Genomic DNA, 17906 nt, shown 5'->3' on the forward strand with positions numbered 1-17906 from the left:
TACTGGATAATTTTGGTTTTTAACACCTGTCAAATTATAGTATTTTATTGCAAAAAAATAGATTTAAATGCTTTTTCTGAAGTTATTCATAGATTCACTCTCTTAAATCCAACATAACTCTTACATTGGAGTTTACATTCACCAGATGTTTATCTAGTATGAAATGATACATATCTTTACACACACTAGATAACAAGGGAGATTACAACATGCGCAAAATTTCAACGAAACGTTTCGCCGGATGGCCTTTATCTTTCCTCTTATGTGCCTCCATTTTGTTCGCCCCGTTTGCTTCCACTCCGGTTCAGGCTGCTGAGGCAGACAAGGAAACCAAGATCACGTTGCTCGGCACATCGGATATTCATGGTCGATTCATGCCGTGGGACTATGCTCTGGACGGTCCAAACCCAACCGGGAGCATGACACAGCTCTACACCATTGTGAAAAAAGTCCGTGCGGAGAATCCCAATACGATTCTGCTCGATGCAGGAGACATGATTCAGGATAACTCGGCTGAGTTGTTCAATGATCAACCTCAATCTCCCATGATGGTTGCAATGAACGAGATGAAATATGACGCATGGGTTATGGGTAATCATGAGTTTAACTTTGGACTGGACGTACTGGAGAAGATCTCTTCCCAATTCAATGGACAGCCTCTCGTAGGTAACATTTTCAAAGAAAACGGCGACCGCTACATGCCTGCCTATACGATTATCGAGAAAGACGGAATCAAAGTGGGTGTTATCGGAATGAACACACCTATGATTACCGAGTTTGAAAAAGGGACCGATCACCTGGACGGCATCCTCGTCAAAGATCCTGTGGAAGAGACCAAAAAGGCCATTGCTGAGCTGAAAGGCAAAGTCGATGTCATGGTTGGACTCATGCATATGGGATTGGATAACGAGAACGGAAATCCGGGCACCGGAGTGACGGATATCGCTAACGCCAACCCGGAGCTGGCTGCCATTTTTGCCGGACACATGCATACCTTGATTGAATCCCAAACGGTTAACGGCGTATTGATCTCCGAACCGAATAAATATGGCTCACATATTTCACGAATCGATCTGACATTTGAAAAAGACGGCGACAAAGTTGTGCTGAAAAGCAAAGAAGCTCAAGCACTCGCTGTAAAAGCAGCAGACGGAACGTATGAAGTCTCCGATCCTGCGCTGGAAGAGACTTTGCACCCATTCCACGAGTTCGCTCGTGCCGATGCCAACATTGAAGTGGCTGAACTGAAAGGAACGAACCTGGTCCCTGCTGATGAGATTAAGGGTATACCTGCGGTGCAGATCCAGGAAACACCTTTGTCTGATTTTTTCACCGAAGTGATGTTGCATTACAGTGATGCCGATGTGGTCGCGCATCAGATTGATAACGACAAAGCCAAGCTGGATGTAGGCCCGATTAAGAAAAAGGATATTGCATTCAACTACCAATACACCTTTGGTGAAGTGACCGTATATGAAGTAACCGGACGTGATCTGATGGATTATATGGAGTGGTCTGCGGGGTACTTCAACTCCACACGCCCGGGTGATGTGACCGTCAGCTTTGATCCGAAACGACGTGCTTCCAAATACAGCACCGATGATTTCTTCGGCGGCGTAACGTATGAGATTGACCTGACCAAACCATACGGCAGTCGGATTACAAATCTCAAGTACAGCAACGGTACGACAGTAAAAGAAGACGATACGTTAAAACTTGGCATGAACGCCTATCGAATGGAAGCCCTGATTGCCAAAGGTGGCGCCATGGAAGGGCGTAAGTTCAAGCAACTCTGGTCCTCCAAGGACGCCTCGGCATTTGGTGAGATTCAAGGCACGATTCGCAACCTGTCCATCGCCTATCTGAAAGATGTCATGAAAGGCGTCTACGAACCGAAGATTCAACACAACTGGAAAATCACTGGCGTAGACCTGACTGCACCGGAGCGTGCAGATATAGTGGAGTTAATTAACGATGGCATTATGTCTGTGCCAACAACAGAAGATGGCAAGTACACCAACATTGCCTCCATTAACATTTTGGATACGGTGACTCAGGAAGAGATTGATACGCTATCTGCCAAAGCAGATGTGAGTGCGGCACAATTCGCAGGCGTGAAAACCAAGGGAGCGTTCTATCAACAGCTGAACAAAGCTCGCAAAGCGGCAGGCAATGGCGAGGGAGCAACTACTCCTACACCTGAGAAGCCGACAACGCCAACGAAACCAAAACCAACACCGACTCCAGGCACGTCGAAACCTGGTAAACCATCAACACCAAGCACGGGTAAACCGGATACCGCCAACAAAGGCAAACAAGCCAAGGTTACTGCGGCTTACCTGAACGTACGCACTGGCGCTTCATCCAAAGCGAAGGTCGTTGCTGCCGTACCGAAAGGCACCCTGCTTGAGGTGATCAGTACAGACAAGTATGGCTGGGTAAAAGTGAAGCTGGATGGACGTGTAGCATTTGTATACGGAAAATACGTGAGTATTTTGAAATAAGTAAAATCGTTACGCACTACGCTTAACGAAAAAGAAAAAGGGCGATTCTCCCATGGAACTCATGGTCGGGATCGCCCTTTGTTATGTTAACGAACCGTTATGAGTATTGCTGCAACTGCTTTGCGAGAGTACATGCCATAACGGGTGAACGAATTATATATACCTTCGATACTCAACCTCTCTTCACATCCCAGTTCGCAAGCATGCCTCTCGCCATCTCCATGTCGGACTCCTTTCCTGTAATCAGTGCAAACTTGGCAACAATCGCAGGATAGGCTGCCCACTGCTCCCGAATATGCTCCAGCATCTGGGGCCATGTTCTTCCCCCTGCCTTCTCATAACGACTCAAAAGCTCACGCAGCCCATCCTCCTGAAAGAGTGCGTAGTAGATGACAAAGTCCTTACCCGGATCTGCAATCTCCGCTTCCGTCCAATCAATAAGTCCAGTTACTCGCTGGGCATCATCGACAATAATATGCGGCGGATGCAGATCACCATGGATGAACGCCGAGTGCTGAGGCCAATAACTACCTACAGAAAGCCATACCGTCCAGCGTTCAACTAACTCGGTTGGCACCGTAAAATTCTGCTTAACCTCCTCTATATTGGCTGCAAATTCTTTGCGAGCTTCCATAGGTGTCTTGATCCGCACTCCACCTTTCTTCGCCTTGTCGGGATCGATGTTATGCAGCGTGGCGAGAGTCGTAGCCAGTGAATCCAGGAATGTATCCGATAAACTCTCCTGAGGGAATCGCCATACATACCCTCCCCCTGCGGGATCCACAACTGCGATCGGATCACCATCAAGTAAAGGATAAGATATCAACTCTGGCGTGAAGATCCTCCAATCCGGTACTTGTGCGGGTATATTTCCTCGGACCACATCCAGCACCTTGTGCTCATTCTCGGCTCGCTCCCATACGTCTTCGCGTCGCGGCTGGCGCAGAACCCATCTGCGGCCTTCTTCATCCGTGGCGAATGCTACACGAAAATCCATACCCGACTCGTTGATCTCTAAGGATTCCTCAACGATAAGAAGTCCGTTCTGTTTTGCTAAAGATAATAGTTCCTTATGAATTTCCAAATTTTCATTCAAGTTTGGTTTTGTCATATCAGGTACTCCCCTTTTCCTGGATAAAATAAAAAACACAGACATGTTCGGCTGTGCAGTTCATTTCGGATGTTGGTATACCTGAATGCTCGCAAAAAATAGTAGTACATCAAAGAACCACTTCAAAGAGTGAGTGATCCTTTCATGACGACTAGTGGCATACGTGTAAAATGGCAAACCGATCCCGATGAACTGCACACAGGCAGAAAACAGCAAGCGTAAACAGACGTTTTTCGCCACACTATCTCAATCGGGAAAAATTTTGCACACGTATCCCTCCGTTCAGTAAGTTACCCATATGCTAACATATTCCAAATTCCAGTTCCAGACTGAATCGAATGATTTTGGTTCTTTTTATTGATATACAGGAACTTCGTCGCCTCAGGTAACGTCCATAGTTATAAATGTATTAAAAAGGATGAGAGGTGAGTAACCCAATGTCCATTGTACGAAGATTATCCTTATTACCAGTCATCTTGCTTCTGCTAACGCTCGGATGCGCAGAGAAGTCCGAGGAACAAGGGAAAGAGAAGCCACATGTGCGAGGAATTATTACGGATTTTGAGGAAGAAAGAGGTCAGGTACTCATCGAGAATAAAGAGGATCACAGTGTTGATTCTGGACCGATTTGGGTCTCGCTCAGCAAGGACGCGGAACTCATCATCGAAGAAGAGATTGTCACCGTCTCTTTGGATGAGACACTCGTTGGTCGAAGTGCAGAAGTGTGGATCAATGGATTTATTGCTCAATCTTACCCTCCCCAAACCAAGGCTGTAAAAATGGTCATTCATTAACACCGAGCAAAATACGCCGATACATTTCGTTTCACGTGGAACGTTATGATACACATACGAATAGCAACGGGTGGTTGCTACTAAAATCGGAAATGATGAAAACAATTTACACACTTGAAGCATTTACTCCGTTAGCCTGCCTGCATATAGAGTATAATGAAGAGGTATACGATAAATGTACGGTGCAATAATTGTACAAAAACTAACGCAAAAGAGGTAAACGATGAGCAAGCAACAATTTAAAGATTATGGACTTGGTGAAGAGATCGTAAAAGCACTGGACAGTCTGGGCTATGAGACACCAACCGAGGTACAGACCAAAGTTATTCCGGTAGCACTGGAGAATCAGGATCTTGTGGTCAAATCACAGACCGGTAGTGGTAAAACAGCTGCCTACGGCATTCCGCTCTGCGAGCTGGTGGATTGGAATGAGAATAAGCCACAGGCTTTGATTCTTACCCCAACCCGGGAACTGGCTTTGCAGGTTAACGAAGATATTACGAATATCGGCCGCTTTAAGCGTATTAAAGCAACCGCACTATACGGACAGTCCCCTTTTCATATCCAAAAAGCGGAGTTAAAACAAAGAACCCACGTGGCTGTTGGTACACCAGGTCGGGTACTGGATCATATCGAACGTGGCACGCTGCCACTCGAACGGATCGCCTATCTCGTTATTGACGAGGCGGATGAGATGTTGAATATGGGCTTTATTGAGACAGTACAAGCGATCATTCAGAAACTGCCGCAGGAGCGAGTAACGATGTTGTTCTCCGCTACGTTCCCTGAAGATGTAGCCAAGCTGTCACGCAAATACATGAACAAACCGGTAGAGATCGAGATCAAGGCAAGTGGACTGACAACAGCCACGATTGAACATGCTGTGATTAACGTACCCGAGGTGAACAAAACGGCACTGCTTCAAGACTTGTTCATTGTAGAAAATCCGGATAGCTGCATCGTGTTCTGCCGTACGCAGGAGAATGTGGATAAACTGTTCCGGGTTATGGCTGACCTTGACTACCCAGCAGATCGTATCCATGGTGGTATGGAGCAAGATGAGCGGATCGAAGTAATGAACGCATTCCGACGGGGACAATTCCGTTATCTGATCGCGACGGATGTGGCCGCACGTGGTATCGATATCACGAATATTACTCATGTCATCAACTACGATATTCCTTTGGAAAAAGAGGGCTATGTTCACCGCACAGGCCGTACGGGTCGCGCAGGCAAAACAGGTAAAGCCATTACGTTGATCACACCGAAAGATGGCAGACGTCTGGCTGAGATTGAATCCTATATTGGATTCGAAATCCCTGTCGTGAAAGCACCTTCTGAAGAAGCTGTGGATCGCCGCAGAGAAGATTTTGAGAAACGATTGAAGATCGTTCCTGAACGTAAAAAAGACAAGCGTGAACAGCTGAACCAACAGATCATGAAGCTGAACTTCAACGGAGGCAAGAAGAAGAAACTTCGCGCCGTAGACTTTGTAGGTACCATCGCCAAGCTTGAAGGGGTAACCGCAGACGACATCGGGATCATTACGATTCTGGATAATGTGACGGATGTAGAGATCCTGAACGGTAAAGGCCCTCTAGTACTGGAGCTTATGCAGAATACAACGATCAAAAAGATGCAGCTCAAGGTTCGCAAAGGTCATAAATAGTTTGGTAAACACGGTCAAATAACTAGAAATTCAAACAGGGATAGTGGACTCTTTTCTAAGTCTACCATCCCTTTTTTCATTACCTCTTCTTTTTCCGCACTGTACCGCCTTCCACCGTATACCGAAATAGCGTATCTTCGGCGCCCCCGATATCATCCGTAACCATAAACGTCGCTGCATCTCCCGACTTATAAACCCCACCCGTCACAAAGCTGAACACCACACGCTCATCTTTACCCCAATATTGATTCAGCATGACAAATGTACTGCCGTTAACGCCCTTCACTGTGCAGTTTCCATTGGCATTATACAGACCATTCTTGTCTTTCGCGAAGCTCTGGGGATCGGCATCAAATAGATGTGTAAAACTGGCTCGATCGATATGTTTATTCGGTTTACCCCATAGATACACACGATTGGCATCCACCGCCCAACTGCTGGAAGGCGTTATTAACTCAAACGTCGCTGCGTCAGCCCCCTTAATGATCTGAAGCACATCGTCAGGATGACCGAAGGGCTGAATTGTCCGAACAACCTCCGCACGATACACATGTTGCTGATCTTTGGAAAGTCCAAGATGCTCCGTCCCGGCAAACGCTACAAATTGCCGAGCATCTGCCTCGTCGACACGGTATCCGTTGTAATACACATGATTGCCATCACGTCCAAAAGGTCCACCTAGTGACTGGAACGTATCCGGGTCTGCTCCTTTTACAGTACGCCACTGAAAATAAACCCGTTCCCGGTCCCGTGCAAACTGCTCATCCAGCGGTTCAAAGGTAGATCTGTCCGCTCCACGGACAAGGTTAAATACCGCTTTTGCTTCTCGACGATACGTACCGCCCCATTCTGTTTTATAAAAAATAGACGACGCGGTCTCAACCCAATTACCTGTGATCTGTGTAGCGCCCTCTGCACTGTGGGCATAATTCGCATGCCACCAGCCATGTACGTCGGGATGATGTTCTTGCAGCCATGCCCTCACCTCATCCTTTTCCCCATTCGCATAGCGAAGAGAACTGGACAGATGGAACAGATGGTCCTTGTCGGTGCAATAGTCGTGATGAGCAATCACAGAGTTCGTATCGATATCCTCAAACAGATGAAAATGCGCGCTGCTCTTTACATATAAATAACGTTGGTCCTGAGCAAAGTAGGGCGTATCCGGCAACAGCCGAAAGCTACTCGGATTGGAGTCAGGCACGGCCTGATCTTCCAGATAGACATACTGAGAGTCGCAGCAGTAATCTTCATCGATCACACGAAAAGCTTCCGTATCCCGACTGAACAAACTCGCCTTATTCTTGCGGGCATTGAACCACCATATTCCCTGACGATCACGCAGATAGGCGAAGGTCAACCATCCCTTTTGATACGTAGAGATGACTTCAAAATCCTGAGCAGTAATGCCTCCCTTAATCGGAGTGTTCGTTCCATCCTCGTCATTATGCAATATCACCTGAAGGTCTTCATCTACAATAAACTTGTTCATGACGGTCCACCCTCCAACCATGATGTGAATTCAGTCTAGCTTTATTTTAACGTGTGTACCTGATCCTCTCCACATCATCGTACTTGATATTTAGGAACATTTCCTCCGCTCTCACCGCTCAGCCACGATGAAATGCCGGTTTGTTCAGCAATGGATGGATTGTTCACTTGAAAAAGAGTCTGACCCAACTAAAATATAAATGAGAGCGCTTCATTTAATTTAATATCTTTCGGGAGGTGTATGTAATGGGTAACAGGAAAGCTCTCTGGTTTCTGGTCTTCGCACTCACGTTCACCCTGTTTGGACTTCATCCTGAACGAACAAGCGCAGCAAGTGTCACGATAACCAACGGTACCGACTGGCTCGATACCGCAGGCAACCCCATCCATGCGAACAGCGGCAACATTCTGCAGGTAGGCTCGACGTATTATCTGTACGGTGAACATGCAGTGGGTGGCAGGTTCGACAGAGTGAACGTCTACACCTCCACCGATCTGAAGAACTGGACTTTCAGCAACGCCATCCTGACGAAAGATTCCGCAACCGAGCTGGCCTCCAGTAAGATCGAACGCCCCAAAGTCATCTATAACGCCTCCACCAATCAGTATGTGCTCTGGGCACACTATGAGAACGGTACAGACTACAACCTCGGGCGTGTAGCGGTCGCAACAAGCAATACCCCGAATGGCAAATTCACCTATGAGGGCAGCTTCCGCCCGCTGAATTATGAATCCCGTGACATGACCGTCTTTGTTGATACAGATGGCACAGGTTATCTGGTTACTGCTTCACGCAAAAATGGCGGTGCCAATGATACGATGGCTATTTTTAAAATGAATGCAAGTTACACCGGAATACAGTCCTTCGAGGGCTGGCTGTTCGAGAACGCCTACCGTGAAGCACCTACTGTTGTGAAAAAAGGAAACCGTTACTACCTCTTCACCTCTCAAGCCGCTGGCTGGTATCCGAATCAGGGCGCTTATGCTACAGCAACTTCCATGACGGGTCCATGGGCTGCGCTTACGCCATATGGCAATCCATCTGCCTTTGGTTCGCAGATTCACGATATTGCCACGATTACAGGCAGCAACACCACATCCTTCATCTACATGGCGGATCGCTGGAATCCGATGAACCTCGGAGAGCACAAACATATCTGGCTGCCACTAACCTTGAATGATTCGAACGGAACAGCATCACTGGAATGGTATACCACATGGAATATTGATGCAGTAACAGGTGTAGTAACACCGCCTGCTCTCGTCAATCATGCACAAGGCAAAACAGCTACCGCCAGCTCCACAGCCTCCGGTTCGTCTGCATCCAACGTCAATGATGGCAACTACCAGACTTCATGGGTGGCTTCCTCCAATAGCTGGCCTGCCTGGTGGCAGGTGGACTTCGGCGCACCGAAGACGATCACCGAGATCGACACGTCCTGGTTTATGTATAAAGGTTCCGAAGGGTACTACAAATACAAAATTGAAATTAGCAACGATGGAGTCAATTACTCCACCTTGGATCGCACCAACAATCTGACCTATGGCTTTACGACCGATGCTGTGCATTTCACAGCTCGTTATGTACGGATTAATATGGTGAACGCCGTCTTGTGGAATAATCCGGGGAACTGGTATACCCCAACTCTGCACGAGGTCAAAATGTTGGGCCCTGCAACACCTGAAGCCACAGGTTACAGCCGGTTCAGTTCACACAACTATCCGGATCGATACATCCGTCATGCCAATTACACCGCTCGCGTGGATGCCAACGTCTCTCCTATTCTGGATTCACAGTTCCGCGTCGTACCGGGTCTTGCCAGCTCCACGGGAATATCACTGGAGTCCATCAACTTCCCAGGCTACTTTCTGAAGCGTAATGCCAGCAACAAAATTGTACTTGAAGCCTACGCCGACACCGCTGCCTATAAGGGAGATGCTACGTTCCTAAGCAGCCCTGGTTGGGCTGACAGCACCAAAGTATCCCTTCAATCGTACAGTCAGCCCGGATATTACATCCGGCATTATGACTATGTTTTGCAGTTGGATGCTGTAAATGCAACCAGCAGCGCAACTGTGAAGAGTGATGCCACGTTTGGGCGAACCAATTTCTAAGCAAAATAATTGGAGATAAGATTAGCATCTACATCTCGGGTACATTTTGGAGAAGGCCGTTTTTTCAGGAGTATTAACTGAAAAAACGGCTCTTTCTGTTTTACACCTTTTCAGATATACATTTCGTACCTCCCTCTCATACTGAAAATGCAGGTTTCATTAGGGCGTAATCTCCAGCCAGACTGGCTAGTGGCTGCCAGCTCTCAATTACTATTTTATAACGGCCAGCATACGCCTCTGCATCCACTCGTACATGCTCTACTTTTCCAAGGACCAGATGATCTGTACCCACTGGAATGACCTGATCCAGCGTAAGTTCAAAAGCAATCGGAGATTCCAGCACGGAAGGTACATTTACACGTATGCCCGCTCTGGGTGTAACGCCTGTCAGTTCAAACTCATCTTCTTCCGACGCTACATCTGCTGACGAACGCTGCATGGACGCTGCAAGTACAGCGGGAACTACATTGATCACAAACTCTCCCGTCTCTCGAATATTTACGAGTGTATCCTTCACTGTTCCTTCTCTCTCACCTACACCAGGCCCAATGGATAGGAGCAGCGTCGCCGGATTGCGTGAAGCAACGGTAAAAAAACTAAATGGAGCGAGGTTAAGCACACCCTCCATACTTCGCGTAGAAACCCAGGCAATAGGCTGTGGTACCACGGAACCGATCATCAATTTATACATTTCATCGATGGTGATATCATCTCTTGCAAACTCAAATACATTGTCTTTTGCCAATTACACTCGCTCCTTTCTACCCTGTCCCTGAGCAGCTCCTTCGGTTTACAAAGCCCCACGGGAAACATATATTGGTATAAGAATATACACTTGTTCACTACAAAAAAAGTACGCACTTTGAAGTGCGTACCTGTATAAGGAGCTTATTTGTGATGGATAATCCGAGCACAATCCTAGTGGAAACACTAACTCCATTCAACTACACCCTATCCATTATCGGCGGGAAGTGGAAGATGAAGATCATGTACCAACTCGCCTTTCATGGGGTCACACGCTACGGAGAACTCAAGAGGCGTGTACCCGGGATCACGTACAAGGTATTAACCTCTCAACTGAACGATTTGGAACGTGAAGGTGTGATAAAACGAGTTGAGTACGATCAGACCCCGCCGAAGGTGGAGTATTCGTTAACCCCGCGAGGCAAGAGTCTAATGCCCATTCTGGAGGAAATCTGCAAATGGGGTGTGCATAACGTCCCAGAGACACAAACGTTGCATGAATTACAGTGAATTATGAATGATTTCTGAGAAGGATTCATCCAGAACAATGCTTCCCAAGCAGGATTTCCACCTGCTAGACTTCGCAACCTAAGCTTGGTCGCACCAAAGGTTGAGTTATTAATAAAAAAAGCAGGTATAGAAAAACAATTTGTTTTTCTTCACCTGCTCTTTATTGCCATATAAGACAGTCTTGTTTCACATTCTGTGCTACCAAAATTTTCTACAAATTTCGAACATACGATCTAATGACGAATGATTTGATTTGTCTATCGGGATATATCATGTATGACCCCAAAACTCGCATATCGTGGGCTTTGACATCACTGGTATTTCATAAAGTTCATGGGAATCGTTCTCTTTTGGTCTGCATACCAACCATCATATATATAGGAATCCATTACTGATTTAAAAGCTAGCGAAACAACGCTGTCTTCCGCCACCGTCTTATCATCTGTTAAAAAATTCATGTCACTATTGATGGTCTCATTATTGTCGAGAGGCAGCCACTTTGCATACAACGGCAAAGTAGTAGAACTGATTCCCAAATCTGAAATCTTCAATTCAAAATCATATGCTGTAGTAAATATTTTATTTCTATACCAACCTTCGAACACAAACCCTGGTTTCACTGGAGGTTCAGGTACTTTGACTTTATCTATACCTCCAAGGATCTGGGAAGCCACCGCTGAACCACCATTAGACTCGAAGTTCACCGTATAGGGACGTCCATAATATGCGTCTAACTCAAAGTTTCCTGTCACTGGCGTCTCGAAATTGTAAGCATCTGCCCAAGGCTTACCCTTTACGTACCACCAGTAGACTATCCATCCATCACTTCGTGGAGGAAAGGCCTCAGGTCTAGTAACCATATCGCCCTCTGCCACTGTCTGTCGGATCAATTCCTGTGATGAACTTAAAGATACTGTATATAAGACCTTCCATTTTGCATACAGCGTGATGTTCGTCGTCACCGGTGTTTCAAAATGATAAGCATTGGTCAAATCTTCATCGCTATACCAACCGATGAAGGTATAACCTTCTCGCTGTGGTGCGGCAGGTGCAGAAACCACTTCCCCTTCCAGCACCGGCTGCTGATCTGTCACCGCTGAACCATCCTTATGGTCGAAGATTACTGTGAAGACGGGTGTCCATTTCGCATACAACGTGAAATTTGTCGTTACCGGTGTCTCAAAATTATAGACACTGGTCAAACCTTCATCACTATACCAATTGCCGAATTTATAACCTGTCCGCTTCGGAGATGCAGGCACCGCAATTTTAGTATTATACTCCACTGTCCCGGCGTTTACTGCTGAGCCGCCTTTACTATCAAATCTCACGGTGAACTCAGGCATCCACTTCGCATACAACGAAATCTCACTCGTCACCTGAGTCCTGAAATCGTAGAGTATCGTCAGATCACTGTCACTGTACCATCCTTTAAACACATAACCTGCGCGCGTTGGCCTTGAAGGCTCTTTAGCCGATTCTTGATGGTTAACGGACTGACCACTCAACTTCTTGCCGTCGCTTATGAAGCTTACCTCATAGTTATTCAGTATCCATGCCGTGTGTATCTCATAATTCCTCATTATTGGTGTTGTGAAATCAAATGCTTCATTCCGCTTCTCTTTATCTCTCCAGAACAAGAACGTATGATTTGGTTTTGTTAGTGGCTCAGGTGCCACTGCCACACCACCTTCAGTTACCATCTGATCGATTGGCTCAGTCTTTTGTTCATCAAAGAAGCGAACTCTATACTGCGTTTTTTGAGCAACTACCCATTTCACATACAAGGTGATATCACCCTTCACAATTTCGGTTGTGAAATTATATGCCTTTGTCAAATCTTTGTCGCTAAACCAACCTCCGAACACATATCCCTCACGCGTTGGTGGTTGAGGTGCCGCAGGTTTTGTTCCTTCGTAGACCGCCTGGTCGGATATCTCTGTCCCACCATTACTGTTGATGCTCATCGTATAACCACGCATCCACTTCGCATACAACGTAATGTTACTCGTCACTGACGTTGCAAAATTGTAGGTTTTTGTAAGATCACTGTCGCTGTACCAACCTCCGAACGCATGATCTTTCTTCGTTGGTGTTGCTGGTTCGATGGCAGTTTTTCCATAAGCTAAAGTTTGATCAGGAACTTCTTCCACTCCACCATTACTGTTAAATTTGACAGTATGCTGGTCTATGTCCCACTGAGCGATATACTCGATATCTTGTGCAGGCATGGTTACCGCTGGGACAGATGACCACCCCTTGAATTCATGACCTGCCCAAGTTGGATCACCGAAATGTAATGAAGTCGTTGATCCGTATTGTACATCGATCTCCTTTGCAGGTGTATTCAGGTCATTGTAATCTATGGTCAACTTATACATATTACGCGTATAGTACACCCTTAGAACCGTTGTACCATCGCTCGCAATATCGGCATCTAACACAGTTCCCGGAAGAGCTGTATCTACCGTGAATCCTTCATAAGACCTGAGTGATTCTTTAGGCAGGATTGCCCTCGTATTGGTTATACCCCGATGCGTTTCTTCATCTACAACCGTATAGGTTGGATGCCCTATATTTTGCTGCAAGTATACGACTTTGTAAGGCGTATCATCCCTGACTGTCCAGTTTGCGGTATAGGTGGCGTTATCTGTTGGCATCGCATTTGGGACATTCGGTGACCAACCTGCAAACGTATATCCCGTTCTTGTCGGAACTGGAATTCGATTAACGATATTTTTATAAATTAGATCCGTTAGTTTACCTTCTGGTGCTCCCTCATAACCTAAATTAAAAGTTAATGTCCGACTTATTGGTTTGTAATAAATATTAACAACTGTCGAACCATCGCCCTTAATATAGATACCTTTTACTACAACTTCATTATAGCCACGATCCCTATATTTGTTAGAGGTTATACGAATCTCTGTATTTGTTGTTCCCGTCTGCGTTTCGGAATCCGTAAGCACAGATAATTTCTGTGAGTTTGCATCTATCAAATAATGATTGACTTTGTACGGTGTGTCTGTGCCCACAATCCAATGTGCATACAGTTTTGGAATACCTGTAGGCATCCGATTGGGAATTTCCACTTTTGTACCACCATAGGCAGAAGTATACCAGCCATCGAAAGTATATCCCGGATTTACTGGGACTTTGTTTTTCACTTGAATTGCTGCATTAAAGGCAGCAGTTACAATCTCAGATGGTTCTCCATTGCTTGGATCGAATTCGATCGTAAGATCACCATCCGCACTTTTAATCCAGTTCAGTGGGATCGTACGCTGAATCGGAGCTGACGTGAATGACATCGGCGCTCCCTTCCAAGTAATAACTAATTTAGCCGCACTCGATGGAATCGTCTTATTTCTAACTTGTACCCCTTTTTTATCAAGCAAAAATCTGAAGTTATCACCGCTTAATTGAATATCAAATTGTGAACTATCATATGTTTCTTGCGTAGTTATACCTGTTTTCAAATCTAAAGTATCCATCTTGAAAAATGACTCTGGTAAATTGCGAGAGTCAGCATCTCCCCTGAAGAGCAACCCGAGCTCATCATCCTGTGGATAGGCGAAGTCGTAGACGTTCTTTTCTTCCCCTATCGTATACAGTGGCCACTCTTCATCGACCAGCTCTACGCCGCCGGAAAGCCCGCCATCACCTAATTGAGCGCCGAGTTCGACCTCCAAATAGATGCCAATCTCGACGAACAGGGCACCTAAAGACTTCGTGGTCTTCACCCCGCTAGTATTTTTTAATTGATAATAGAAGTAGCCCCACAGATTCACATACACACCGGGTTCTACAGCAAGCCCGATACTGTTCAACTCGACGCTGCCAATCCCCGCTTTGACCTCCATGTGAATACCGGCTCGCAACCCGATCGTACCCATCACATAGAAGGTGAATTGGTAATCTCCGTCTCCTGGCAAACTAACCGTATTGCTCGTACCACTAAAACTCATCACGCGTAAGGTAACCGAGTAGCGCTTCGCCATCTTATAGTAGAAATCTGCCCCCACCGTCAGGTTCACCTGGGCGCTGACCACAAACTCCGCTTCAAATTTGACTTCCACAATACCTAAAGCCACGCGTACGCTCTTTTCAAAGAGCTCTTTCTTGATTAACGGAACCCACTCCGTGTCTTGCTCCAACATCTCTTGATACTTTTCCTTCAACGATTCCGCATCTACGGCAGTATCCTGCACACCCGCCATTACCGCTTTAATCTGTGTCGCAATGTCCTGAACCTTTCCCAACCTGCCAGCGTTCTTCTCGCCCACCCAGTCATTCAGTGCATCATTTAGCTTATCGTGTTCGACGAGAGCTATCTCTGCCGTGATGTTCATCCCGGTATAGCTATAAGCATCCAGATTCGCCGTAATTACATAATCATCAATGACTGGGAAAATAGGAACATCGCCAAAAAAGGTCGATATTTTGTACCAATGCCATTTCGTATCCGAATTAACGCCAAGATCCAAGCTTATCTCTTGAACGAATGTACCGGTCATATGGATGACAAGATCGCTGTCTTCATTGATATTGACAACAATATCGGCACCCACTTGTAATGTAGCACTTACGCCTGAGGTCCGGCCGTCAATATTCTTCAGCCTCGTGCCGATTGAAGCAACAACGGTCAGTTTCTCCACACTTACCCGGCTGCCTTTACCGGATGCTAGGGAGGACTGAGCCTTGATCTCCTGAATTTCCTTCGTCTCCATGGCGATGTCAGACAGATAATCCGCGGCTTCATTGACGAATCCGCTGTCTCTTGCTTGCTGCTCAATTTGTTCTTCGAGCTGCGCGATCTGCTCTTTTGACAATAACTCTTCCCCGGCAATCGCTTGCTTCTGATAGAGGTCGAACGCGCTGGTGACATCTTCGATAGCCGCATCGGTATACGTGATGATATCCTTCTCCGCCGCAGGCGTAATCGACGTGATGCGTCCGTAACCGACGGACTTAAAATCGGATTGGGCAAATCCACCCTCATAGAACCCGATAAAGTCGCCCACATCAACCGTCGTCAGCTCATCCAAGCCGAGTGGCTCATACATGCTATCGCTGTAGTTCATCGCGGTATGCTCAACCGTGATAGAGTGGTTATTGGAATCTCCATCCGTGTCTGCTTCTACGCTCACCGGTAGAACATCCGGCTTGAACAACACCTGATTCGCGTCCGCACGACCATAGGTGTAGGTCGTGCCGTTCCCCCCCGTAATCTGAACATAGGCAATATCACCATCGTTCTCACCGGTTGTTTCTAACGTGCGTAGGTTGGGACTAATCCCTTGATAAATGGCGACGGTATCGCCTACTTGAATCACCGTGTCTCCGCTATATACGAACGTTCCGCTGCTCGCATTCGCTTCAGCCAACGCATTTCCGCTGCCACCCACTGTCGTGGCGACTACGGAAAACGCTGGTGAACCCACCTCCGTGCCGTCTAGCATCATATCCGTGACATCCGCGAAGGGCAGGTAGATCATGCTCGCATTAAGTGGAACATTCATGACTTCTTTTTTAGCAACGCTAAATACATAAATACTTGTCGTCGCGTCTTGGCCTTGGAAGGACAAGCTGTCATCCGTCAACGTAAGTTGATATGTGTTACCTTCAACGAACTTGCCATTTTCGGCTGCTGACGATACCGTGAAAACTCCGTTCCCGCCAGAGACGGTAACCCCTTCGAATTCGGGATTCGCCGTATCCACGAAGGTCATCCCCTCTTTGACCTGGGATTCCGTTAGACTGCCCGATGAATCCTGCACCTTAATGGTGAAGTTCGGCGCGACATCCAGTACCGAATAGCTTGGTACGCTCTGTACGGCACGATCTATGCTATCAGTATACTTCGCATACAACTTCGTATCCGCAGTCAAGGTAGTGCCACTTGCGAAGATGAGTGAAAGATCACTATCCACAAACCACCCTTGAAATATATATCCTTCTTTTGTTGGAGCAGGTAGGTTATTTAGGACCTGGCCTTTTCGTACCGTCTGCGCAGCAACTGCCGTGCCTCCGTTGCTCTCAAACGTGAGCGTATACACAGTGGAACCGGCGCCAGGGCTGCTTCCGTTGTCTCCAGGCGTTCCGCCACCGCTATTACTGCCGGGTGACTGTGTTGGCGTTGATGTCACCGGCGATGTCGGTGTTGGTGTCACTGGCGATGTCGGTGTCACCGGCTTTTGATTCTGATTTTTCCACGCCTCTACAACCGCGTTGTTGCGCATGAAGAGAACCGCTGCTTCCGCGCGAGTCGCTTGCGCACGCGGATTGAAGTTCCCCTTTTCGTCCCCGGTGAACACACCGGCTTGCCACAGCTTGATGACCGCATCAGCCGCCCAAGGCGATACATCCCCGAAATCGCCCGGTTCTGTCGTGACCGAATTCTCGGTCTGATAAGGGATCTGTTCGCTTTCGAAATACCGCAACGTCATCGTCGCCATTTGCTCCCGAGATACGGTAGCATCCGGCGAATATTTCCGATCCCCCGTGCCATCGGTAATTCCCTTCTTAACCGCCCATTCGACATATGGCGCATACCAGCTGCCCGCCTGTACATCGGCAAGGCTCGAAGTGGAGTACGCCCCCACATCGACTCCGGCCATCCGTCCAAGTGCCGTTACATACATGGCACGTGTCATTGTCCCCTTAGGAGAGAAGCTACTCGCGTTTGTTCCGCTGAATATGCCCTTCTCCTGCACATGGACGACTGCATCATAGAACCAGTCGGTGGGACTCACATCCTGGAATCCACTGGATGTAGTTACTTTTGTCATCTGCATCGGCAGTTCAGCCGCTACTGCCGATTGCGCTGATAATAGGGGCACGGCAGAAACTATTAAGCTGATCACCAGCATCCACATCAGGATCCGCCGGCTTACCTTCCATCCCTGTCTTACTTTCTTCACTTTCATTCATCCCTTCTATGTATAGATCAAACTAAAAAAGACCTT

9 protein-coding genes are annotated in these 17906 nt (G+C 47.0%); 5 read left to right on the forward strand and 4 right to left on the reverse strand.

The genetic code is table 11. The features are described from left to right. Positions 1-374: 374 nt before the first annotated feature. Entirely contained in the window at positions 375-2504 is a 2130-nt protein-coding gene (locus tag MHI48_RS29910; protein WP_405144760.1) for a 5'-nucleotidase C-terminal domain-containing protein, read from the forward strand. A 172-nt stretch (positions 2505-2676) separates the two neighbouring features. Here the strand turns inward: MHI48_RS29910 and MHI48_RS29915 are convergent, their stop codons facing one another. Further along, positions 2677-3615 carry a macrolide 2'-phosphotransferase gene (locus MHI48_RS29915; protein ID WP_076329355.1) on the reverse strand — a complete coding sequence of 313 codons (939 nt, stop codon included), beginning with the start codon at positions 3613-3615 and terminating at the stop codon, positions 2677-2679. Positions 3616-4052: 437 nt separating this feature from the next. Here MHI48_RS29915 and MHI48_RS29920 point away from each other — a divergent pair, with 437 nt between their 5' ends. Continuing rightward, positions 4053-4409, forward strand: a complete 357-nt coding sequence (locus MHI48_RS29920; RefSeq protein ID WP_076329354.1) for a DUF3221 domain-containing protein — start codon at positions 4053-4055, stop codon at positions 4407-4409. A gap of 223 nt (positions 4410-4632) precedes the next feature. After that, entirely contained in the window at positions 4633-6078 is a 1446-nt protein-coding gene (locus MHI48_RS29925; protein WP_076329353.1) for a DEAD/DEAH box helicase, read from the forward strand. A gap of 79 nt (positions 6079-6157) precedes the next feature. On the opposite strand, the gene MHI48_RS29930 is transcribed toward MHI48_RS29925, so the two are convergent. Then, complete coding sequence (locus tag MHI48_RS29930; protein ID WP_076329352.1) at positions 6158-7570, reverse strand: DKNYY domain-containing protein; 1413 nt, start codon at positions 7568-7570, stop codon at positions 6158-6160. Positions 7571-7815: 245 nt separating this feature from the next. Here MHI48_RS29930 and MHI48_RS29935 point away from each other — a divergent pair, with 245 nt between their 5' ends. Next, on the forward strand, positions 7816-9684 hold the full coding sequence (locus MHI48_RS29935; protein ID WP_076329351.1) for an AbfB domain-containing protein: 1869 nt from the start codon (positions 7816-7818) through the stop codon (positions 9682-9684). A 136-nt stretch (positions 9685-9820) separates the two neighbouring features. Here the strand turns inward: MHI48_RS29935 and MHI48_RS29940 are convergent, their stop codons facing one another. Then, on the reverse strand, positions 9821-10429 hold the full coding sequence (locus MHI48_RS29940; RefSeq protein WP_245838448.1) for a flavin reductase family protein: 609 nt from the start codon (positions 10427-10429) through the stop codon (positions 9821-9823). Positions 10430-10581: 152 nt separating this feature from the next. Between MHI48_RS29940 and MHI48_RS29945 the strand changes: the two genes are divergently transcribed. After that, positions 10582-10938 (forward strand): winged helix-turn-helix transcriptional regulator, encoded by a 357-nt coding sequence (locus tag MHI48_RS29945; RefSeq protein ID WP_405142605.1) that lies wholly within the window; start codon positions 10582-10584, stop codon positions 10936-10938. Between the two features lie 311 nt (positions 10939-11249). Here MHI48_RS29945 and MHI48_RS29950 read toward each other — a convergent pair whose 3' ends face one another. Beyond that, positions 11250-17867, reverse strand: coding sequence for an InlB B-repeat-containing protein (locus MHI48_RS29950; RefSeq protein ID WP_076329349.1), 6618 nt, complete (start codon positions 17865-17867; stop codon positions 11250-11252). Positions 17868-17906: the final 39 nt, after the last annotated feature.

This window comes from Paenibacillus sp. FSL H7-0942 (genome assembly GCF_045040715.1).
GTDB classification, from domain to species: domain Bacteria; phylum Bacillota; class Bacilli; order Paenibacillales; family Paenibacillaceae; genus Paenibacillus; species Paenibacillus amylolyticus.